The organism is Hyphomonas atlantica corrig., assembly GCF_017795365.1.
Taxonomy (GTDB): Bacteria; Pseudomonadota; Alphaproteobacteria; order Caulobacterales; family Hyphomonadaceae; genus Hyphomonas; species Hyphomonas atlantica.
Window position 1 is genome coordinate 1,935,409 of record NZ_CP051254.1, and the last position, 19,177, is coordinate 1,954,585.

General features: G+C 58.5%; 17 protein-coding genes, 3 tRNA genes and 1 pseudogene. 7 read left to right on the plus strand and 14 right to left on the minus strand.

Features of this window, described 5'->3' with window-relative positions; translation table 11 throughout:
* Positions 1 to 50 precede the first annotated feature (50 nt).
* The gene (locus HF931_RS09580) at positions 51 to 1,760 is read left to right on the plus strand and encodes a class I adenylate-forming enzyme family protein (RefSeq protein WP_035551589.1); all 1,710 of its coding nucleotides are present in this window, start codon (positions 51 to 53) and stop codon (positions 1,758 to 1,760) included.
* A 93-nt stretch (positions 1,761 to 1,853) separates the two neighbouring features.
* On the opposite strand, the gene HF931_RS09585 is transcribed toward HF931_RS09580, so the two are convergent.
* The 4 genes from HF931_RS09585 to HF931_RS09600 form a co-directional block, all read right to left on the minus strand.
* A tRNA-Arg gene (locus tag HF931_RS09585) sits at positions 1,854 to 1,930 on the minus strand.
* A 21-nt stretch (positions 1,931 to 1,951) separates the two neighbouring features.
* Positions 1,952 to 2,260 (minus strand): ETC complex I subunit, encoded by a 309-nt coding sequence (locus HF931_RS09590; protein ID WP_035551586.1) that lies wholly within the window; start codon positions 2,258 to 2,260, stop codon positions 1,952 to 1,954.
* A 28-nt stretch (positions 2,261 to 2,288) separates the two neighbouring features.
* Positions 2,289 to 2,365 (minus strand) — tRNA-Pro (locus tag HF931_RS09595).
* Positions 2,366 to 2,419: 54 nt separating this feature from the next.
* Positions 2,420 to 3,295, minus strand: a complete 876-nt coding sequence (locus HF931_RS09600) for an acyl-CoA thioesterase (RefSeq protein ID WP_035551583.1) — start codon at positions 3,293 to 3,295, stop codon at positions 2,420 to 2,422.
* Between the two features lie 137 nt (positions 3,296 to 3,432).
* Between HF931_RS09600 and HF931_RS09605 the strand changes: the two genes are divergently transcribed.
* A complete protein-coding gene (locus HF931_RS09605) occupies positions 3,433 to 5,256 on the plus strand; it encodes a long-chain-acyl-CoA synthetase (protein WP_051602665.1) in 1,824 nt (607 codons plus the stop codon).
* Positions 5,257 to 5,259: 3 nt separating this feature from the next.
* Here the strand turns inward: HF931_RS09605 and HF931_RS09610 are convergent, their stop codons facing one another.
* The 3 genes from HF931_RS09610 to proB are packed head-to-tail and all read right to left on the minus strand — an operon-like array spanning position 5,260 to position 8,318.
* Complete coding sequence (locus HF931_RS09610; RefSeq protein ID WP_035551579.1) at positions 5,260 to 6,729, minus strand: RimK family protein; 1,470 nt, start codon at positions 6,727 to 6,729, stop codon at positions 5,260 to 5,262.
* Positions 6,726 to 7,193 (minus strand): GNAT family N-acetyltransferase, encoded by a 468-nt coding sequence (locus HF931_RS09615; RefSeq protein ID WP_035551577.1) that lies wholly within the window; start codon positions 7,191 to 7,193, stop codon positions 6,726 to 6,728. Before HF931_RS09615 ends, HF931_RS09610 begins: the two co-directional genes overlap by 4 nt.
* A gap of 6 nt (positions 7,194 to 7,199) precedes the next feature.
* Entirely contained in the window at positions 7,200 to 8,318 is a 1,119-nt protein-coding gene (proB, locus tag HF931_RS09620; protein WP_035551669.1) for a glutamate 5-kinase, read from the minus strand.
* Positions 8,319 to 8,424: 106 nt separating this feature from the next.
* On the opposite strand from proB, the gene HF931_RS09625 reads away from it, so the two are divergent.
* Positions 8,425 to 8,658: an MJ0042-type zinc finger domain-containing protein gene (locus tag HF931_RS09625; RefSeq protein ID WP_035551574.1), complete on the plus strand. Its 234-nt coding sequence runs from the start codon at positions 8,425 to 8,427 to the stop codon at positions 8,656 to 8,658.
* On the opposite strand, the gene obgE is transcribed toward HF931_RS09625, so the two are convergent.
* The 4 genes from obgE to HF931_RS09645 all read right to left on the minus strand — a co-directional run bounded on the left by obgE (position 8,655) and on the right by HF931_RS09645 (position 11,307).
* Entirely contained in the window at positions 8,655 to 9,692 is a 1,038-nt protein-coding gene (gene obgE / locus HF931_RS09630) for a GTPase ObgE (RefSeq protein WP_035551571.1), read from the minus strand. The genes HF931_RS09625 and obgE overlap by 4 nt on opposite strands.
* 17 nt (positions 9,693 to 9,709) lie before the next feature.
* Entirely contained in the window at positions 9,710 to 10,225 is a 516-nt protein-coding gene (locus tag HF931_RS09635; protein ID WP_051602664.1) for a GNAT family N-acetyltransferase, read from the minus strand.
* Positions 10,226 to 10,350: 125 nt separating this feature from the next.
* On the minus strand, positions 10,351 to 10,620 hold the full coding sequence (gene rpmA / locus HF931_RS09640) for a 50S ribosomal protein L27 (protein WP_027838753.1): 270 nt from the start codon (positions 10,618 to 10,620) through the stop codon (positions 10,351 to 10,353).
* Positions 10,621 to 10,659: 39 nt separating this feature from the next.
* A complete protein-coding gene (locus HF931_RS09645) occupies positions 10,660 to 11,307 on the minus strand; it encodes a 50S ribosomal protein L21 (RefSeq protein WP_035551565.1) in 648 nt (215 codons plus the stop codon).
* Positions 11,308 to 11,491: 184 nt separating this feature from the next.
* On the opposite strand from HF931_RS09645, the gene HF931_RS09650 reads away from it, so the two are divergent.
* The 3 genes and pseudogenes from HF931_RS09650 to HF931_RS17185 all read left to right on the plus strand — a co-directional run.
* Positions 11,492 to 11,581 (plus strand) — tRNA-Ser (locus HF931_RS09650).
* Positions 11,582 to 11,986: 405 nt separating this feature from the next.
* Positions 11,987 to 13,900: an SEL1-like repeat protein gene (locus HF931_RS09655; RefSeq protein ID WP_272982169.1), complete on the plus strand. Its 1,914-nt coding sequence runs from the start codon at positions 11,987 to 11,989 to the stop codon at positions 13,898 to 13,900.
* Positions 13,901 to 13,993: 93 nt separating this feature from the next.
* Positions 13,994 to 14,119 (plus strand): annotated as a pseudogene (locus HF931_RS17185) (IS6 family transposase); the annotation flags it as partial.
* Positions 14,120 to 14,227: 108 nt separating this feature from the next.
* Here HF931_RS17185 and HF931_RS09660 read toward each other — a convergent pair.
* Positions 14,228 to 15,475, minus strand: a complete 1,248-nt coding sequence (locus tag HF931_RS09660; RefSeq protein ID WP_273239876.1) for a cytochrome P450 — start codon at positions 15,473 to 15,475, stop codon at positions 14,228 to 14,230.
* A gap of 211 nt (positions 15,476 to 15,686) precedes the next feature.
* On the opposite strand from HF931_RS09660, the gene HF931_RS09665 reads away from it, so the two are divergent.
* Positions 15,687 to 16,184, plus strand: coding sequence for a MarR family winged helix-turn-helix transcriptional regulator (locus HF931_RS09665; protein ID WP_273239878.1), 498 nt, complete (start codon positions 15,687 to 15,689; stop codon positions 16,182 to 16,184).
* A 50-nt stretch (positions 16,185 to 16,234) separates the two neighbouring features.
* Here HF931_RS09665 and HF931_RS09670 read toward each other — a convergent pair whose 3' ends face one another.
* Positions 16,235 to 16,651: a nuclear transport factor 2 family protein gene (locus HF931_RS09670; RefSeq protein ID WP_272982173.1), complete on the minus strand. Its 417-nt coding sequence runs from the start codon at positions 16,649 to 16,651 to the stop codon at positions 16,235 to 16,237.
* 20 nt (positions 16,652 to 16,671) lie between these two features.
* The gene (locus HF931_RS09675) at positions 16,672 to 19,095 is read right to left on the minus strand and encodes a TonB-dependent receptor (RefSeq protein WP_273239880.1); all 2,424 of its coding nucleotides are present in this window, start codon (positions 19,093 to 19,095) and stop codon (positions 16,672 to 16,674) included.
* Positions 19,096 to 19,177: the final 82 nt, after the last annotated feature.

A 19,177-nucleotide genomic window follows, 5' to 3' on the forward strand; every position in this document is an offset into this window, starting at 1 on the left:
TGTGACGCAACGACAATGTGTATGATCGGACAAAACATTCCGGAGGAAACATGCACTACACCGAACTCCTGAAAGCACGGGAAGAACTGACTGGCCCCGGCGGCGAATTCGAGATCGTCGAGGCGGAGGTTCTGGGCAACCGGCTCCGCGTCTACAAGAACGCTCCGCCCAGTGTGCGGGAAGTCTGGCTGTCGACACTGCAATTCCCTGAGCGGGACTACCTCGTTTACCAAGATGAGCGCTGGACCTACGCCGACGCGCATCGCGATGTGGCGTCTGCCGCGGCGTGGATGGCCGAGCAGGGCGTGAAACCGGGCGACCGCGTGGCGATTGCGATGCGCAATTATCCTGAATGGATGTTGCTCTACTGGGCCTGCGTGGCAACGGGTGTTGTCGTTGTCGGCATGAATGCCTGGTGGACGCCAGAGGAAATGGACTACGCGCTGAAGGATTCCGAACCCAAAGTCCTTTTTGCGGACTCAGAGCGTCTGGAACGCGCCCTGTCCATCGATGGCGTAACGGACCGGATGAAAGTGGTCGGCGTTCGCGCGCCGGACGCGCCTGCGCCTGTGATCCAGTGGTCAGACGTGCTCGCGCATGGTGGGGATCTGCCGCAAGTGACCGTGGACCCGGATTCCGACGCCTGCATCTTTTACACGTCCGGCACGACCGGGTTCCCGAAAGGCGCGCAGCTGACACATCGTGGCTGCGTCTCCAATTTGCTGAACATGGCGTTCTCGGCAGCATCGACCATGCTTGCCACGGCTCGCGCGACTGGCGAAATGCCACCGCCACCGGAAGAGGCACCCGTACCGGTGGGCCTGATCACCACGCCGCTGTTCCACGTCACGGCCAATAATTGCGCGGCCTATCTGATCACGGCGGCGGGCGGAAAGATCGTGCTGATGTATCGCTGGGATGCCGGTGAAGCGCTGAAACTGGTGGAGACCGAGAAAGTCACGGCGATGAGTGGCGTGCCGATCATGGCGCGGGAACTGATCAACCATCCAGACTTCGCCACGACGGATACATCCAGCCTGCAGACACTTGGCGGCGGCGGCGCGCAATTGCCGCCGGACCTGGTCCACAAGATTGATTCCTCGGTTGAAACGGCTCGCCCGAATACCGGCTATGGCATGACTGAAACCTGCGGCATCATCACATCGGTGTCGGCGGACTTCTTCATCGACAAGCCGGACAGTGCTGGCCCGGCCATGCCGAACTTCGAGGCAAAATGCGTCAACGAGCTGGGCGAAACCCTGCCTCAGGGCGAGGTAGGCGAGCTTTGGGTGAAGGGGTCTTCCGTCATCAAGGGCTATATCAATCGTCCCGAGGCGACTGCTGAATCCATTACGGATGGCTGGCTGCACACAGGCGACATTGCGCGTATCGACGAAGATGGCTTCATCTTTATCGTCGACCGGAAGAAAGACATGGTGCTGCGTGGTGGCGAGAATGTGTATTGCGCCGAGGTGGAAGCCGCCGTCTATCGCCATCCATCAGTCGCTGAATGCAGCGTGTTCGGTGTGCCGGATGATCGTCTGGGCGAAGAGGTCGGCGTGGCCATCGTGCTGAAGCCGGGCGAAGACGTTTCCGCCGACGCCCTGCGCGAACATTGCGCCGGCATCATGGCGAAGCACAAGGTGCCGCGTTATGTCTGGTTCCTCACCGCACTTCCACGCAATGCCAGCGGCAAATTCGTGAAGCGCGATCTGAAGGAACAATTGACCAAGGATCTCGACAGCGCGCAGGTGAGCTGACGCCTGAACGATACTGAGAGACCACGACAGGGCTCCCGATTTCGGGGGCCTTGTCTCGTTTTGGAGAAAGTATTGAGCCAGATCGCAACGCAATGGCGACCCCGGCAGGATTCGAACCTGCGACCGTCCGATTAGAAGTCGGGTGCTCTATCCAGCTGAGCTACGGGGCCGGAACGCCGCCGGCGGGCACCCTAGTGTGTCCAGGGCTGCTTGCGATTTGCGTCGAAATTAGCGCTGTAGGACTTTACAAGCCGTTTCCGCTCCTCAGAGGGCGTGACGGTGAAGGTGAGGCCTTCGCTCTTGGCGTATTCGATGGCCTGTTCCTGTGTGTCGAAGGAGAGGCGGACCTGGCCAGACGTGTCGTCGATGCTGGTCCAGCCCATGACCGGGTCGGCAGAGCGCTTCGCGTCATTCTTCACGAATTCCAGCACCCAGGCCTTGGTCTTGCCGCGTCCTGAGGTCATCGCGCTTTTGGCGGGCTTGTAAATACGCGCTTGCATTGATCGACCTCACCGCTGCGAAAGTGAATGGTCGGAGCGAGAGGATTCGAACCTCCGACCCTCTGGTCCCAAACCAGATGCGCTACCAGGCTGCGCTACGCTCCGGACTCCCGTAATAATGGGGTCGCGCTATGGCGCAAGCCCCTTTCGGCTGTGAATTCAGTCTTTTGTGCGCAAGCGTCGCACCAGACCCTCTTGTGCAACACTCGCGACGAGGTCTCCGGCCATATTATAGATCATTCCGCGGTTCAGTCCGCGGCCTTTACCGGCGAACGGGCTGTCCATGGAGTAGAGGTGCCATTCATCGAACTTGATCGGCGCATGCAGCCACATGGCGTGGTCGAGGCTGGCAGACATCAATTCCTTGTGGTTCAGCCAGGTAATGCCGTGCGGGCGATAGCTGGAGCTGAGCAGGCTCATGTCAGACGCATAGGCCAGCAGGCAGTGGTGCAGGGCAGGCGGTACATCAATGGGGCGGCTGACGCGGAACCACAGATTATGGCGGTCATCCGCGATTTCTGGATGAATCAGGTCCAGCGGGTCTACATCGCGGATTTCGATATCGCGTTCGCGGGTGAAATCCTCGCGCATTGCCTCCGGCACCTTGTCGAGAATCTGCATGCGGCGTTCGCGCAGCTCTGGCAGTCCTTCCGGGCCTTCCACGTCCGGCATCTTGTGCTGGTGTTCCCAGCTGTCCTCGTCGGTCTGGAAGCTGGCGGCCATGTTGAAGATCTGCTTGCCATGCTGGATCGCAACGACGCGCCGCGTGGTGAAGCTGCCACCGTCGCGCGAATGGTCGACCTGATAGATGATCGGCACGGTCGGATCGCCCGGCCGGATGAAATAGGCATGCAGCGAGTGACAGGTGCGGTCGTCCGGAACGGTGCGATAGGCCGCGACAAGTGACTGCGCGATCACCTGACCGCCGAATACGCGCTGGCTGGCCCGCTCATCAGGGCTCTGGCCCCGGAACAGGTCCAGTTCCAGGCGTTCAATGTCCAAAAGGGCCAGAAGGTCTCCGACGGGGTCTGCCATGCGAGGGTCTCCAGATTGTGTTGGATGGAGCTAGCAGAGGCAGGAATGGATGCAAACTGTGCAAGTGCGCGCGTCCATTCGAATTTTGACCTTTCTGGTCACTACATGTTCACCACATTCGGGTATTGCCAGTTATTATGGTTAATGCTGCCTCACTCCGCACCGCCGTGCCGTTCCACGATTCCTTTTCCCAGATGAAGCGGGATCTGGATTTCCTGCGCATGGCGTATCGCATGCACAAGTTGATTGGCGATGTGACGCCAGAGACTGAGCAGCTGGTTGCGGATGATTTCGAGACTAGTGCGGACAAGTTTGCGGCCAATGTCGCCTTCCGGTTTGAAGGCGGGCTGACGACCTATGCTGAGTTCGACGCGCAAGCGAACCGCATCGCGCACTGGGCGCTGGCGCACAATCTGAAAGCGGGTGACCGTGTTGCGCTCTGCATGGAGAATTGCCCGGATTATGTGGCGATCTGGGTTGGCCTCGCAAAAGTTGGCGTGGTCACAGCCCTGATCAACACACATCTGGATGGCGACGCGTTGCGCCATTGCCTGACCATTTCCGAGGCAAGCCACATCATTGCCGGGGCGACTCGCGACAAGGCGGTCACGGAAGCTTCCGCCACGATGGACGGCCCGCCACAAGTCTGGACTTGGGGCGGGGAACATGGCGAAGACATCGCGGCCATGCTGCCAAGCCTGTCGGCCGAGCGGCCATCACGTGACCTGCGCGCGCATCTGCGCGGCAAGGATGACTGCCTCTTCATATATACATCAGGCACAACGGGCCTGCCCAAGGCGACGAAAATCACCAATTCCCGCCTGCAGATCATGATGCGGACCTTTATTGCGCCTTGCTACACAGGGCCACGTGATCGCGTTTACATCACGCTGCCGCTCTATCATGCGACGGGCGGCGCGTGCGGTATTGGTCAGGCGCTGATGACGGGTGCAAGTGTCATCCTGCGTCGGAAGTTCTCTGCGACCGCTTTCTGGGACGATGTCGTGGATGAGGGCGCAACCTCGATTGTCTATATTGGCGAGCTTTGCCGATACCTTCTGAACCAGCCGGTTCATCCGAAGGAGCGTCAGCATCGCCTGCGCACGGGGTTTGGCAACGGCCTTCGCGCTGAAATCTGGACGGAGTTCCGTGAGCGGTTCAACATTACCAATCTGGTCGAGTTTTATGGCGCGACAGATGGCAATGTGAATCTCATGAGCATTGACGGCACGGTCGGTGCTGTCGGCCGCATTCCCAAATGGTTGAAGGCGCGCTTCGATCATGTCGAGTTCGTGAAATACGACCTTGAGAAAGAAGATGTCGTTCGCGGTGAAGACGGATATGTGATCCGTGCGGCAGCGAACGAAGTGGGCGAGATGCTTGGCCGCATGTCCGACGAGGAATTCGAATTCGCCGGCTATCATGACCCCAAGGCGACCGAAAAGAAAATCCTGCGCAACGTGTTCGAGCAGGGCGACCGCTGGTTCAGAACGGGAGACCTCATGCGCAAGGACGAAGACGGCTACGTCTATTTCGTGGACCGCACAGGCGACACGTTCCGCTGGAAAGGCGAGAACGTCTCTACCAGTGAAGTCAGCAATGCCCTGTCACGCGTGGAGGGGATCGCCACGGCCAATGTCTATGGCGTCGAAATTCCCGGTACAGATGGCAAGGCAGGAATGGCCGCCATCACGCTGAATGGGGATGTAGACTTCGAAAGCCTGCACTACAATCTGTCAAACAGTCTGCCGGCCTATGCCATCCCGATATTCCTGCGCATCCAGCGCGAGGCAGACACCACCGGCACCCTGAAATTCCGCAAGGTCGAACTGATGAAGGAGGGCTTTAGCCCGGATCTCGTCGATGATCCGATCTGGATGTACCATCCCGAGCGTCGCCAATATGTGCCGTTCACTCAGGATCGCTACGACTCCTTGAAATCTGGCGCGTTCCGCTTCTAGACATCAGGTGACCCGGCCCATGCGCTGTTCCAGGCGTGTGGAGAACCAGGATATGATCCGTCGCCAGAGTTCGTCTTTCAGGACGGCGCCCTCAACATCATGATCGATCGAAGGGTTGTCGTTGATCTCGATGATCACGACGCCCTTGTCGGTCTCCTTCAGATCCACGCCATACAGGCCGTCGCCGATCAGGCGCGCCCCGCGCACCGCGGCGTCCACCACCTCGGGCGGGGCATCCTCGACCGGGAAGGTCGCGAACCCGCCTTCGGTCGTCTTGCCATCGGGCCCGTGCTTCACGATCTGCCAGTGCCCACGCGCCATACGGTACTGGCACGCATAAAGCGGCTCGCCGTTCAGCACGCCGATGCGCCAGTCGAACTTGGTTGGCACGAACTCCTGCGCGATGATCAGTGCCGTTTCCTTGAACATCTGCTTCGCCCCGGCGCGCAGTTCCTCAAGCGAACGGGCCTTGACCATATTCGTGCCGAACGACCCATCCGGCGTTTTCAGGACAACCGGGTTGCCCAGCTTTTCGAACACGGCGGCCAGGTCTGATTTCTCGTCAAGGATTTCCGTCCTCGGAATGGGCAGGCCCGCCTTCTCCAGAATTTCCTTGAGGAACACCTTGTTCGTGCACCGGATCATGGATTGGGTGTCGTCAATGACGGGCATGCCTTCCTGTTCGGCGCGGCGTGCGAATTTGTAGGTGTAGTTGTCGATCTGCGTCGTCGCCCGGATAAACAGGGCGTCGAACTCGGCGAGGCTGGTCAGGTCGGATGGCTCGATTGTTTCGACCTCCACACCCATCTTCGCGGCAACATCAGCCAGGCGTTTGATGGAAGAAGGCTTCGAGGGGGCAGTCTTCTCATGCGGGTCCACCAGCACGGCCAACGCCCATTTGGCCGGGGCCTTTGTTTTCGGTTCGCTGATCCGGCCGCTCGTATAGGTGCCCATTGCCTCAAGGAAAAAGTCCCGGCGCGCACCTTTCAGCTTGTGGGGCGGCACCATCCGGACACGGCCAATTCCGTGGGGAGATTTCGGATCGAACTCAACCTCCAGCGCTGGCACGCGGAACCAGTCCGAAACTTCCCGGGCAAGGCGTTCGTAGCCGGGCGTGTCCGGCTTCGAGAAGGCGACGAACAGGCTTTCCTGTTCTGGCGCGCCTTTCGAGATGGCTTCGCGCAGGCGTTCGCCAAGATCGGGCAGGGCGTGTTTGTAGAGGCCCTTGGCTGACAGCTCTACCATCGTCTGTACGCTGGGGCTGACCCGATGGCCGCGCGCTTCAGCGAGCAGGGAGGCGTAATAGCCCTCTGACTGATAGCCGTAGGATCGGCAGAGGTTCAGGATATAGGGCCGCCGTCCGCTGAACAGGGCGGGCTTGGTGATATAGTCTGCAACCTTGAGCACCTTGTGAGGCGTTTCAGCCTGCGAGATGTCGTTGGCGGATTCGACGAGTACGACCCAATCGGTCATTGATCCTCTCTCGAGAGGCCGACCAGCGGCTTCTCCATTCTAAGTGCGGCCTCCCCGTCCGGGTAATAGCCTGCGGCGCGCGCCATTACGCGATAATCATGGCGTTCGTAAAGACGCTTTGCGCGCGAATTTGTTTCGCGCACTTCCAGCCTTATCGCAACACAGCCCCGCTGCCTTGAAATCGCTTCGCTTTCGGACAGAAGTTTGTCGGACAGGCCCGTTCCACGCGCAGTTTCTGCGACGGATATCGAGTAGATTCGCGCAATGCGGCTGGTCTTGCGGAACAGGAGGACAAGCGCGCCATCGAGCCCGGCTTCTCCGTCGGATACGAGGATGGCTGAATTCCCGCGCAACAGCCTCTGCCAGGTGCGCCGGGAGAAGCGGTCTTCCTCTGGAAACGCCAGCTCCAGCTCGGTCAGCGCGGCGACGTCTTCCGGTGTGGCAGCGCGAACAGTCTGTGTCATGGCGGTCTAGCGAACCAGGACCATGTCGTCCCGGTGGACAATGGCTGGGCGTCCGCGATAGCCGAGGATTGCTTCGACTTCATCGCTCTGGCGGCCAATGACGCGGGCGATCTCGGCCGAGCCATAGGCGGTGACACCCTTGCCAACCATCTTGCCCGATGGCGCTTTCAAGGCCACCGCTGCGCCACGTTCGAAATTGCCGGTCACGCCGGTTATGCCCACGGCCAGAAGGCTCGCCCCGCCGCGCAGGGCCTTGGCCGCGCCTTCGTCCAGCGTGATCGCGCCTTCAGGGGTGAGGTGCCCGGCCAGCCAGGCCGCACGTGCGCTTGCCGGTGTGGTCGCCGCCGAAATCAGCGTGGCGCGGGCGCCGTCTTCAATCGAGAGCAGGGGATGGTCCCGATTGCCGAGTGTGATGAGAGTTGAGCAGCCCGCCGCATGAGCGATGCGCGCGGCGGCGAGCTTGGTCGCCATGCCGCCGGAGCCCACCCCGGCATCGGCATTCGCGCCCGTCGCCATGGCATCATGCTCCGCCGTCAGCTCGGCAAGATGAGGAATATGCGCCGCGTCCGGGTGGCTGCGCGGGTCAGCGGTGTAGAGCCCGTCTATGTCGGACAGCAGCACCAGAACATCCGCGCCCATCATCTGTGCCACGCGCGCGGCGAGTCGATCATTGTCGCCATATCGGATCTCATCCGTCGCGACCGTGTCATTCTCGTTGATCACCGGAACCGTCCCGGATTCCAGCAGCGTCTCCAGCGTCGCGCGCGCGTTCAGCCAGCGGCGGCGGATCTCGGTGTCGCTGAGCGTCAGCAGGGCCTGGCCGATGGTCACGTCGTGCGGCTCGAACGCGGTGGCGATGGCGGACATGAGGCGAAGCTGGCCGATGGCGGCCGCGGCCTGTTTCTGGTCGAGACGATTGGCGACAGATCCGGCGACACTCTGGCGACCCAGGGCGACAGCGCCTGACGAAACGAGCACGATCTGCAACCCGCGGCGACGCAGGGCGACAATGTCCGACGCCAGCTTTTCAAGCCATTCATGGCGCGGTTTTCCGTTTTCCGCTACGAGCGCCGAGCCGGTTTTCACCACGATGCGTTTGGCTGAAGAGAAGGGCGTGTCAGTCATGAAGCGGAGCGATACACTGCTGCGACAAATGCCGAAAGCGAAAATGAAGTCGTTGACAATCAACGGCTTTCGCCGTCACGACAGATGAAAAGAAGAGGTTTTCGCCATGCCCCAATTCGACATGATCCTTCTGACACCGGCTCAGGTACAAGGCGCCGAAGTGCTGGAGCACACGGCCGGATCGCCTGCGCGTGAAGGCGGTGGCGACGAAACCTATCGCTGCGGCTCTTGCAAGACGAAGCTGCTGGTCAACGTGGCCCATCATGATGCGCACGGCGTTGTCGTGAAGTGTGGCAAGTGCGGGCGCTTCAACACCGAACCGCACCACCATCACCACTAGAGCGGCGACCAGTCGGCATCCTCATCCTCGCCTTCCTCGGCGGCGATGATGCCCAGATGACGCGAGACTTCGGACAGCGCCTTCTTCACGCCTGCACCCGTGACACCTGAAATGCGCAGCGGCTCACCGCCATACACGGTTTTCAGCTGCGCAACCTGTTCGTCGACTTGTTCCGGCAGCAGCGCGTCAATCTTGTTCAACGCGACGACTTCAGGCCGTTCGGCCAGTTCGGGGCTGTAGGCCTCCAACTCGTTGCGAATTGTCGTGTAGGCGCCTGCCACATCGTCTTGCGTGCAGTCGATCAGGTGCAGCAGCACCTTGCAGCGCTCGACATGTCCGAGGAAGCGGTGGCCCAGGCCGGCACCATCTGCGGCCCCCTCGATGAGGCCGGGAATGTCCGCCATGACGAATCGGCTGCCGGGGCCGAGGTCCACAACGCCGAGGCCGGGATTCAAGGTGGTGAAGGGATAGTCTGCGATTTTCGGCGTGGCTGCAGTGACAACGCTGAGGAAGGTGGATTTGCCGGCATTGGGCAGGCCCAGCAGGCCCGCATCGGCGATCAGTTTCAGACGCAGCCAGATCCAGCGTTCTTCGCCCGGCTCGCCCGGATTGGCGCGGCGAGGGGCTTGGTTCGTGGAGGTCTTGAAGCGCGTATTGCCCCAGCCGCCATTGCCGCCGACGGCCAGCAGGACGCGTTGGCCGACTTCAGTCAGGTCTGCGACCAGCGTTTCCTGGTCTTCTTCAAAGATTTGCGTGCCGACCGGCAGTTTCAGCACGACATCATCGCCGCCAGCACCGGTGCGGTCCTTGCCCATGCCGTGGCCGCCGCGCTTCGCCTTGAAATGCTGTTTGTAGCGATAGTCGATCAGCGTGTTCAGGCCTTCAACGGCCTCCGCCCAGACGTCGCCACCCCGGCCCCCATCGCCACCATTCGGACCGCCATACTCAATATACTTCTCGCGCCGAAACGAGACACAGCCAGACCCGCCGGTGCCCGACTGAATGAAGACTTTGGCCTGATCGAGGAATTTCATGACGTACTATCCAGCTTTCAATCAATGTAGGACATGTTGATGTGATCTGAAGCTTCGCCCCGACCGAGACTGAACACTCTACCACGTCCGGAGGGGAGAAATCCGATCTTTTTCAGAACGCGCCCTGACGCGGGATTGTCAGCAAAGTGGCCTGAGGTGAACGCGCGTTCGCCGCGCCCCTTCAGCCAATTCTTCACGGCATTTGCGGCTTCGGTCATCAGGCCGCTGCCCCATTCGGTGGGGGCGAGCCAGTAGCCGATATCAAATGCCAATCCCGCACCCGGGCGGTCCGCGCCGATCACGCCCACCAGTTCAAGATCCTTCTGAAGGGCAAAGATGTGGTTTGTGTCGTTCGCCGCCCCGGCCTCATGTGTCGCAATCCATTCCTGAGTGCGCTCCAGGCTTTGATCCGGTGTGATGCTCGCGACCATGCGATAGATGCGCGGGTCGGCGATGCACTCAGTAATGCGCGGCGCATCCATTGGGGTGATGCGCCGTAAAACCAGTCTGTCTGTCTCAATCAATTCACACATGGTGCGTGCCCTTCCGGGGCAATTGCAGGGGAGACAAAACAAAGGGGAGGCAGTGGCCTGCCTCCCCTTGGAAACTGATCGTCTGAAGCGATCCGGCCACGTTCCCGCGGCCGCGCTGTCAGCCGCTATTCTGCTGCGTCTGCGACCGGCACAATGTTTACGTAGAGACGGCCGCCCGCCTTGCGCGTAAACTCAACCTTGCCTTCGGAAAGGGCAAAGAGGGTGTGGTCACGGCCCATGCCGACGCCGCGGCCTGGCCATTTCTGGGTGCCGCGCTGACGCACAATGATGTTGCCCGGAATGACGTGCTCGCCGCCAAATTTCTTGACGCCAAGATACTTCGGGTTTGAGTCGCGGCCGTTACGGGACGAACCACCTGATTTCTTATGAGCCATGGTTTGCTCCTGATCCTCTATAAAGGGCTTATAGCGCCCTTATGCGTCCTTGGCGAATTCTTCGGCCTGCTTGATCCACTCGTCGCGAGTGATACGGCCTGGGAAGCTCATCTCTTCTTCGAGATCAGCGATCTGGTCTTCTTTCAAGGCAGCGACCTGCCAGAAGAAGTAGATGCCGGCTTCATGCAGCTTTTTCTCCAGAACCGGGCCAACGCCGGAAATCTTTTTCAGATTGTCGGGCTTGCCTTCCAGATTGGCGATACGGCCGCGGGAATCGACTTCCGGCTTTGCGGCGGGTGCAGCAGCTTCTGCAGCAGGCGCTTCAGCTTTTGGAGCCGCTTTCTTCGCTGCAGCTTTCTTGGCTGGCTTCTTGCCGTCGGCGCTGATGCCGGTGATCTTGACGACCGTCAGGTGCTGGCGGTGGCCTTGTGTACGGCGATAGGTCTGGCGCTGACGCTTCTTGCGGATGATGATCTTGTCACCGCGCGTCTGCTCCTCGACTTCACCGAACACGCTTGCGCCGTCTACCAGCGGGGCGCCAACAGTTACGTCGTCGCCATTGCCCAGCATGAGCACGGTGTCAAAGGTTACGTCCTTGCCGGCTTCGGCGTCCAGTTTTTCGACGGTGATCGTATCGCCTTCCGCGACTTTATATTGCTTGCCGCCTGTTTTGATGACCGCGAACATGGGTCTCGTCCTTCCGGAATACTAATCGAAATGAATTGCGCGCGAAGCCGTTGCCGGATCCGCGCTCGAAGCGGGGGGTAAACACCAATCAGGCCGCGCTGTCAAATGTCATCTTCAGGCGATTTCAGGTGCTTGCATGACAGGCGCATATTATATAGTGCAGGCAGCCGTCCACGGGCTCTGCGGAGAGGTGCTAGAGTGGTTGAATAGGCTAGTCTCGAAAACTAGTGAACTCGCAAGGGTTCCGAGGGTTCGAATCCCTCTCTCTCCGCCAGCCACACCCCCAAACAAAGAAAAGTACCGTCACGTCCGCGCAAAGCCCCACACACCGCGGGCTTTGGCACCAGGGCTGCGTCTCCGTTTCCGGAAGAGGGTAGATTTTGCGCCCGAAATCCGCCGCCGGCTCCAATCGCCAAATGCAACAGTACCCTCTCCATCAAGTAAATGAAGCCTAGAAAGGCGCGAGATTCATCGCTTCACCCCCAAGGGTGAAAGACGCTTTCAGAAAGAGCATGTAGGAAGGAAAGGCGAGGCCATGCATTAAATAAGTGGGACCGATTGAACAGCTTTCCCTCCTTTTCCCGAGCGGAGCATGGGGGATTTCAGTCAACCAAGGCGTATTTTTCTGCTTGATGGTGGCGTCCGTTGGTGGTCCTGATTGGACGTTTTGGGGATTGTAATGAGCATTATTTCTGCGCACCGCCTGTTCGGCATGTCGACGGTAGTGACATTCATGGCTGCTCTGTTTGCGCTACCGTCGGATGCGCAGCTTCAGTGCGGCGCCGAATATGACCGTATCGCCGCCAAAATGGCCTCAAGCAGCGGCGAGGTCACCGATAGCGAGATCAGCTTTGCGCTGGATTGTGAGCGCGCCGCCGCTGGAAAGGGCAAAGACCCGGGTACAATCGCAAAGCCTCAGAATGTCTACCAAGATGAAATCCGCGTTCGCGATCTCGAGAAAATGCAGTCCGGTGAGCGCACAAACGCGATCGCTCAGCGTGGCACCAAGGATGGTATAGACGCCTACTGGCTCGGCACGAACATCACACCGGAAGTCGAGTTCGCCTACGATACCGTGGCGCCCGGCACACGCTGGGTTCCGGAGCTCGGATGGCAACGCGGCACCCGCGTCGTGAAACCGTTCGACAAATACCTTCTCAACACGGACGTCTTTGGGGACGGTACACCGACAATCACCCAGGCGGTGAAAGATAACCGTCTCGCAGAACTTTTGCCGATATACGCCGAATATGCCCGTCGACCTGATACACGCGGCGAGATGGCCGTCACGCTCGCCTATTTTATTCGCAGGGGGCAGGGCGGGGTCTCAAGCGATCTTGCGACTGCAGAACAATGGTTGAGGATCGGCGCGCAGAAAACGCCCGAAGCTTATCTCTGGCTGGGCGAGCTCTATGAAAATGGAACGGACAAGAATGGCTATGGCGATGCAGTGCGCGCCGCCGAGATATATGCTGAAGGCCTGTCACGGGGATGCCGTGAGTGCATCAGGTTCTTTCGGCGCAACAATAACGATCCGACTCGCTATCCCGATGTTACGGTGAGCGATGAGGACTATTTCCGCTACCTCGTTTTTGCTGCTGATCTGGGCCAGTACAACGCAATGAGGTGGCTCGCAGAGTTCCTGGACGACCAATACCAAAATCGCGGCGGAAGCAGTAATACGTTTGTGTCGAGGCTCGGCCTAACTGTGAAGACACGCAAGAATGTGCCCAATCCTGACACAATCAACTCGAGCTCTGCTGATACGATGCTGCTGTCGGGCGAACTTGGCTCACAGCTAAGGTCGCGCTATCGCACAGGCTTCGTGCCCCAGCCGTGTGTAGAGGTCGTCGAAGCAGTTGAACGCAATGACCTGATGGACGCGCTCGACAAAATGACCGACCCGAATGGATGCTGGGGCCGGTATCAACCATCCGCAATGGACGTGTTGTTGCTCATGGACGTCCCCGAGGACAAGGTGGGCGACCGGGGTATGGCCTTCTTTACCGGGCGATCACTTATAGAAGGTGATTTGAACTACGCCTCAACAGCCGCCGCGCGCTATATGGGCGTCGGTTCGCTAGAGCTAGAGGGCGGAAAACTGGTAGCCCAAAGGAATGGATCGTATGGGCCTTACGTCAGGGCCATGCTCGAACCAGCGCGCCGGGCTGGTTACATCAGCGATGTTGAGGCGCAGCGCATGATCGGTATTGCCTACGCAGAAGGTGCAGAGGGCTGCCTTGAAGACGCGGGCGTGAGATCGCTGGACGATTATTATAAGTCGACGCTAAGCCATTGCCGCAGTCAGCTGAGGATGGCGCAGTCTTATGGCATGTCGTCATCAGGTGAATACACGCAAAGGGTATATGGCCTGCAACGCGACAGTGAGCGGCGCGCTGCGGCGGCCGAGGCCGAGCGCCTTCGCAGCCAGCGGGCCCATGCGCGATCGCGCAATTACGAGCCAGCGACCAGCGTGGGCCGCGGTGGAACAGCTCCGGAAATACCAGGGACGATCTCTTCGGCCGAAGCTTCGCGCCGGGCCAAGGCAAACATGTGCTCCGGCTCCCTCGGTTCGACCGACTTTTGTCAGTGATATGACCTGAGTCACAACCGATGGCATTGCCAGAACGGCATTGTCAAAGGAACCGCGTTTGAGGGTGCCAATTCTGGCGTCTAGCTTCGGGGAATAACGAAATCACCCTTCCGCTACTTCAAGACCTTACCCGAGATCATCCAGCTTGAGGTGATGATGTACCTCCGTTTTCCGTTGTCATTACGTAATGTCGAAGACCGGCTTTACGAGCGATGGATCATGAGAGCGATATCTCGGTTCCCGCGAATGCGAAATCTCCAAAAGCTCGCTTCCGTACATTCGTTTGAACGTACCACGCCGTCGGACTAAGTTTGCCTCTCCGGACAGTCACGCGCTGACAAACCGCACGGGGCAGGTCTCGAGGCCGTAATTCAATAGACCGCCACGTTGTCGGATGCGCTCGCCCGCTGGCTCTATTCTCTCATATCGATCCATGATGGATGTAATCATCTGGACTGCCTCATTGCGCGCAATTCCGGCCCCCATACAATGATGGATGCCGTTGCCAAAAGTGACATGCTTGCGAAAGTTCGGACGATCCAAGATGAAGTCATCCGGCCGTTCCCAAACTTCTGGATCGCGGTTTGCGGAGGCATGGAATATAGCGACCCAGTCTCCTGCCTTGATATGTGCTTCGCCGATCATCGTGTCCTCAACGCAGACTCTGTGCAGCCGCTGAACCGGTCCATCTCGGCGCAAACTCTCCTCAACAAGGTTGCGAATGAGGGCGCGGTCTGCGCGCACCTTGTCATAAAGTCCGTCCTCTGAAACGAGGACATCAATTAGATTCCCAAGAAGATATCCGGTCGTTTCAGCACCAGCCACCACAAGTGTTAGGCAGAAACGCACCACTTCCTCGCGGGTTAGTTTGTTGCCGTCTGATTCTGCCGTGATGAATGCCGACATCAGATCATCTGGCACCTCTGCTCCGCGTTCGATCTTGGTGTATCGTTTGTCGACGGCTTCCTGAAAGTAGCTCCACAATTCGATATTGCAGGCTTGTCGTTCTTCGACTGTGAAATCCGACGTGACCATGAAGGCATTTGCCCACCGCCGCAGCAGGACATAATCGGCTTCCGGCAGGCCTATTAGTCGGGTCATGACCAGTGCAGGCAGATTGGGGGCGAGGTCCCTCATGAAGTCGACTTCTGCATCTCCAATCAAGTCGAGTTGCTTGTTGACAGTGCGTTCCATCCAGGGCGCCACGTCTTCCATGACGCGTTTGGGGTGAAAAGCCTTCTGGGCGATGGCCCGCAACTCAGTGTGACGCGGTCGATCATGATTCACGAGCATGAGTGTGGGCGCTTCTGATTCTTCCTGCATGATGTCGCGAGACGAGAAAGTCTCGGGACGACGACACACGTCGACGACATCAGCGTGTTTCAAGACAACCCAGGCGGGGTGTGGCTTATCAACGCCAGGAACCGTTCCCGGGGGGTAGTCTTCAAGACCGAACTGGATCGGCTGGTCCCGCAGGGCCTGATAATAGGGGTAAGGATTGGCAATGACGTCTGGCGCATAAAGATCGCGAGACTGGAATTTATCATCGATGATAGGCAAAGGCGGGACGGGCATGGTTTCCTCCATCATGTGGTCTTCACCGCACAGATGCGGCGCGCCAAGTTTTAAATTCGTCCCGACAAACATTGCACAAAAGAAATAGTGTCGTAAAGACGCAATAAATTGCGGTCGATGTCCTAAACCTTGATGTTCAGATGCTTTGACAAATTTCGCGGTCTCACCAATATGATGATCTCCCAAAGTGAAATTGTTGAGCAGGGACATTATGCGAAGCAAGACTAATAAGACTGCTGCGATCAGCTTCCTCGACTTGTTCTATCCAACTCATTATCTCGTCGGCATTCAGATTGAAGATGCAATGCGTTCCGGTGTTCTGACACGGCAGCAGGCCTGTATCTTGTGGCTGATCCGGACCGAAGGTCAGGACGGTCGACACATGAGACGCAAAGATGTCGAGCGCGCGCTGGCGGCTTGGTACGAGGTCACAAGTTCTGCCGTATCAAAATCCATTCGGGCTCTGACGAAACCTCCTCTCGACCTGATCGTTATGAAAGAAGACCCTGACAATGGGCGAGAGAAGCTTGTCTCCCTGACGCCGAGGGGGCAGACCTTTGTTGAGAACATGGTTCGCAATGGCGCCGCGTTCATCGACACGCTTGTGGAGCGTCTGACGCAGGAGGAGATCAAGCAGGGGATTCATTTCCTTTCCCGCGTGGAGGAGATTCATCACGAATTGAGAGCCAAGGCGGGGCCCACAAATTAGATATTTGGGGCCGCCCGGATCTCGGAACGTTTGGCCGTAAAGTTCTGACTTCAGCGTATAGGTGTTTCCAGCTGGTGCGCCACATGTGCAGCCTGCGCCGTATCCTGGAAATCCCTGAAACGCACAACTTGGCCATCCCTGACTGTCAGGATATGGGCGTAGTCTGCAGAATACCGACGACCGGTTTCCTTCAGATCCATGGTCAATCGTCCGGTTACGGCGACCTTGTCGCGTTCACTGATGAATTCCGTCTGCGAGAATTCCAGGATATCCACATCATTGGCGACGTGCCCGAAAAAGGTCTTGCATTTTTCCTTGCCCTTGAAGATTCCCGCAAACGGAATGCTCGAAGGCCCATAGAATTCGACGACACAATCATCCGCCATGACATCGAACAGGGCGTCGAAATCTCCGGAATGAACTGCGTCGTACCATGCCGTAGCGGCCTGGAGGGGAGTTCTTGTCATTGTCCTTGGTCCTTCTTTACTCAAAACGTCACTGCGGCTTCAAATCCGACGGTCCGGGGTGCGCCCAGTGAACCGACAAATTCCGCACCATAGACGGTGCCGGTCAGGATCTGATTGGTGAAATAGGTTTCGTCGGAAAGGTTTTCGCCGAATACCGCGAAGCGCCATTGCGAATCATGGGGTTGATACGAGGCTCTCGCCCTCCATACGCCATAGGCATCCTGCGACGCAGCCTCGATGTTGAAGACCGTGAAGTAGATCTCGTCCTGCCAGCTATAATCCGCACGCACTGTCATGTCGCCTCCGAGTGCAGTGAAGTCTGCCTGGGCGCCAAGGTTCAGTTTCCACTCGGGGGCACGTGGCAGGCGTTTTCCGTCGAGATCGGTCAGCAGGGTGCCTGGCGGTTGGCTCAGAGGCGCTGGACGCAAGGGTTCGGTCAGGGAGCCTTCGGTGAATGCCGCATCCACATAGGTAACTGACCCATCCATTTTGATCATGTCTGTCAGAAGTGCCGCAAACTCGAATTCGGCGCCTTTGACGTCTGCCTTGCCGACGTTGCGAATGATGGGCTGGTTGCCGATGGAGTCTTGGGCCTGAAGGTTTGTATAATCATAGAAGAAGCCAGCTGCATTGAACTGCAGGCGATTGCTGGCAAGGGAGGACTTCAGGCCGGCTTCATAGGCCCAGATATCTTCCGGTTCGAACGGCGTGCGCTGGTTCGAACCGATATTGTAGCCGCCGCTCTTGAAACCGCGCTGTGCGCTGACATAGAGCAGCGTATCTGAATCAGGCTCCCACTCCAGCGCAATCTTCGGCGTTGTTGCATCAAATGTTGCAGGGCCTTCCACCGGTGCAACCACGAAGCCGAACGGGTCAGGCTGAACGCCGTCGCGGGAGTCACTTACCGCATTTGGAAAGAAAGCGACTTCAGGAGCAAAGCGGATCGGCGGCCCGCCTGGCGTCGCGGGCAGGATGGTCAGATCGAACGCCTGGCGCCCGTCTCGTTCCTCCTCTGAGAACCGAATACCGGCTTTCAAGGTCAGTGTGTCAGTCAGCGCCCAGTCTGCGTCTACGAATGCGTAGACAGCTTCGGTTTCCTGTCTGCCATTCAGATGCAACTCACAGCAGAGGGTGGATTCGGGAATGTCTATCGGAAAGGGCGGAAGAATACCGGCCGTTTGCAAATCGGTCAGTCCCTGTATGAGTATTGGCTCCCAGAAATCTCCGAAGATATTGTTCTCGATGTCGTTTTCTTCAGTGAAGTACCCGCCGCCAATGATCCAAGAGATCGGGCCGGATGTCGGGGACGCCAACTGGACGTCCGCGTTCCATTGCTGATGGTCTTCGGCACGATTGATGTATGTGTTGAAGCGCTCCCCAAGATCGAACGAATTTAGGAAATCCGGCTGGGTATCCTTGTAGCCAATGATCGCCTGTAGGTCATAGGCTCCAATCTGCCAGTCAAGCTGTCCGCTAACCCCCCAGACTTTGGTGTCATTATAATAGTCGACCCCGGAGTAAATGTTCCGCGATGCCGGTGCTGAGACGCGGCCGCTGGTCTTGATGGCAAAATAGGGCAGGGTCTGGCTGCCTTCCCGAGAGCTCAGCCAGTCGTCAACCTCCTCCTGATAGCCGAGGCTCGCAAAATGAAACACATTGGCTCGGTCGTCAGCCGTATAGTAGTCGCTCCTGAGCGTCAGCAGGACGGATTCTGACAGATCTGCCTCGAAGGTCAGCCGGACCGACAGGTCATCCTTGTCTTCAGCGTCGAAATTACCCAGGGGTGATGTTACTTCAGTGTACCCATTGCGGGTTTCTTTCTGAACGGCGAGACGGGCGCGCAGTCCGTCACCAATGGGGCCGCTGACGGCCCCGAAGGCCTGAATGCGATCATAATCTCCGAGGATCAGCCTGGCTTCACCTTCAAATGTGTCACTGGGCGTTTTGGTGACGATCTTGACTGCGCCACCTGTGGCGTTGCGGCCATAGAGCGTGCCCTGAGGCCCTCTGAGCACTTCGACCCTCTCGACATCGAAGAATGCCGGGCCGATCGCTGCGGCACGGGACAAATAAACGCCATCTGCATAAGTGGCTGTGGAGCTGTCGGCGCCAGCAATGATAACAGGTGTCCCAATACCTCGCACAAAGATCGACGTGTCGCCCTGATACGTCGATATCTGCAACCCGGGAGATAGATCCGCGAGATCCTCCACAGACTGAACAGAGCGTAGTTCAAGGGCGTTCTGATCGAATGCGGACAGGGCGGCGCCTGTCTCTTGGGCGGCCCCCTCGCGCCGGGTTGCTGTTACAAGTACCGTTTGAAGAGATCGAACCGCATCCTCGGTCTCTGCCTGAGTTTCATCAAGATTTGTCTGGGCCATTGCCGGCGTCGCCAGCATCAGGGTCGCCAGCGAAGCTGACGCCCAAAGTGTGCGTGAACTCATTTTTTCCTCCCCGCCCGGTCATGTCGCCGAGTCGTTTCTATCCGGCTATATGACGGGCAGAAAAAATGCTTGTCAAGAAAGT

Bases quoted from the DNA above. Each gene is read 5' to 3' on its own strand.
- HF931_RS09580 (WP_035551589.1), top strand. From the start codon at position 51: ATGCACTACACCGAACTCCTGAAAGCACGGGAAGAACTGACTGGCCCC.
- HF931_RS09590 (WP_035551586.1), bottom strand. From the start codon at position 2,260: ATGCAAGCGCGTATTTACAAGCCCGCCAAAAGCGCGATGACCTCAGGA.
- HF931_RS09600 (WP_035551583.1), bottom strand. From the start codon at position 3,295: ATGGCAGACCCCGTCGGAGACCTTCTGGCCCTTTTGGACATTGAACGC.
- HF931_RS09605 (WP_051602665.1), top strand. From the start codon at position 3,433: ATGGTTAATGCTGCCTCACTCCGCACCGCCGTGCCGTTCCACGATTCC.
- HF931_RS09610 (WP_035551579.1), bottom strand. From the start codon at position 6,729: ATGACCGATTGGGTCGTACTCGTCGAATCCGCCAACGACATCTCGCAG.
- HF931_RS09615 (WP_035551577.1), bottom strand. From the start codon at position 7,193: ATGACACAGACTGTTCGCGCTGCCACACCGGAAGACGTCGCCGCGCTG.
- proB (WP_035551669.1), bottom strand. From the start codon at position 8,318: ATGACTGACACGCCCTTCTCTTCAGCCAAACGCATCGTGGTGAAAACC.
- HF931_RS09625 (WP_035551574.1), top strand. From the start codon at position 8,425: ATGCCCCAATTCGACATGATCCTTCTGACACCGGCTCAGGTACAAGGC.
- obgE (WP_035551571.1), bottom strand. From the start codon at position 9,692: ATGAAATTCCTCGATCAGGCCAAAGTCTTCATTCAGTCGGGCACCGGC.
- HF931_RS09635 (WP_051602664.1), bottom strand. From the start codon at position 10,225: ATGTGTGAATTGATTGAGACAGACAGACTGGTTTTACGGCGCATCACC.
- rpmA (WP_027838753.1), bottom strand. From the start codon at position 10,620: ATGGCTCATAAGAAATCAGGTGGTTCGTCCCGTAACGGCCGCGACTCA.
- HF931_RS09645 (WP_035551565.1), bottom strand. From the start codon at position 11,307: ATGTTCGCGGTCATCAAAACAGGCGGCAAGCAATATAAAGTCGCGGAA.
- HF931_RS09655 (WP_272982169.1), top strand. From the start codon at position 11,987: ATGAGCATTATTTCTGCGCACCGCCTGTTCGGCATGTCGACGGTAGTG.
- HF931_RS09660 (WP_273239876.1), bottom strand. From the start codon at position 15,475: ATGCCCGTCCCGCCTTTGCCTATCATCGATGATAAATTCCAGTCTCGC.
- HF931_RS09665 (WP_273239878.1), top strand. From the start codon at position 15,687: ATGCGAAGCAAGACTAATAAGACTGCTGCGATCAGCTTCCTCGACTTG.
- HF931_RS09670 (WP_272982173.1), bottom strand. From the start codon at position 16,651: ATGACAAGAACTCCCCTCCAGGCCGCTACGGCATGGTACGACGCAGTT.
- HF931_RS09675 (WP_273239880.1), bottom strand. From the start codon at position 19,095: ATGAGTTCACGCACACTTTGGGCGTCAGCTTCGCTGGCGACCCTGATG.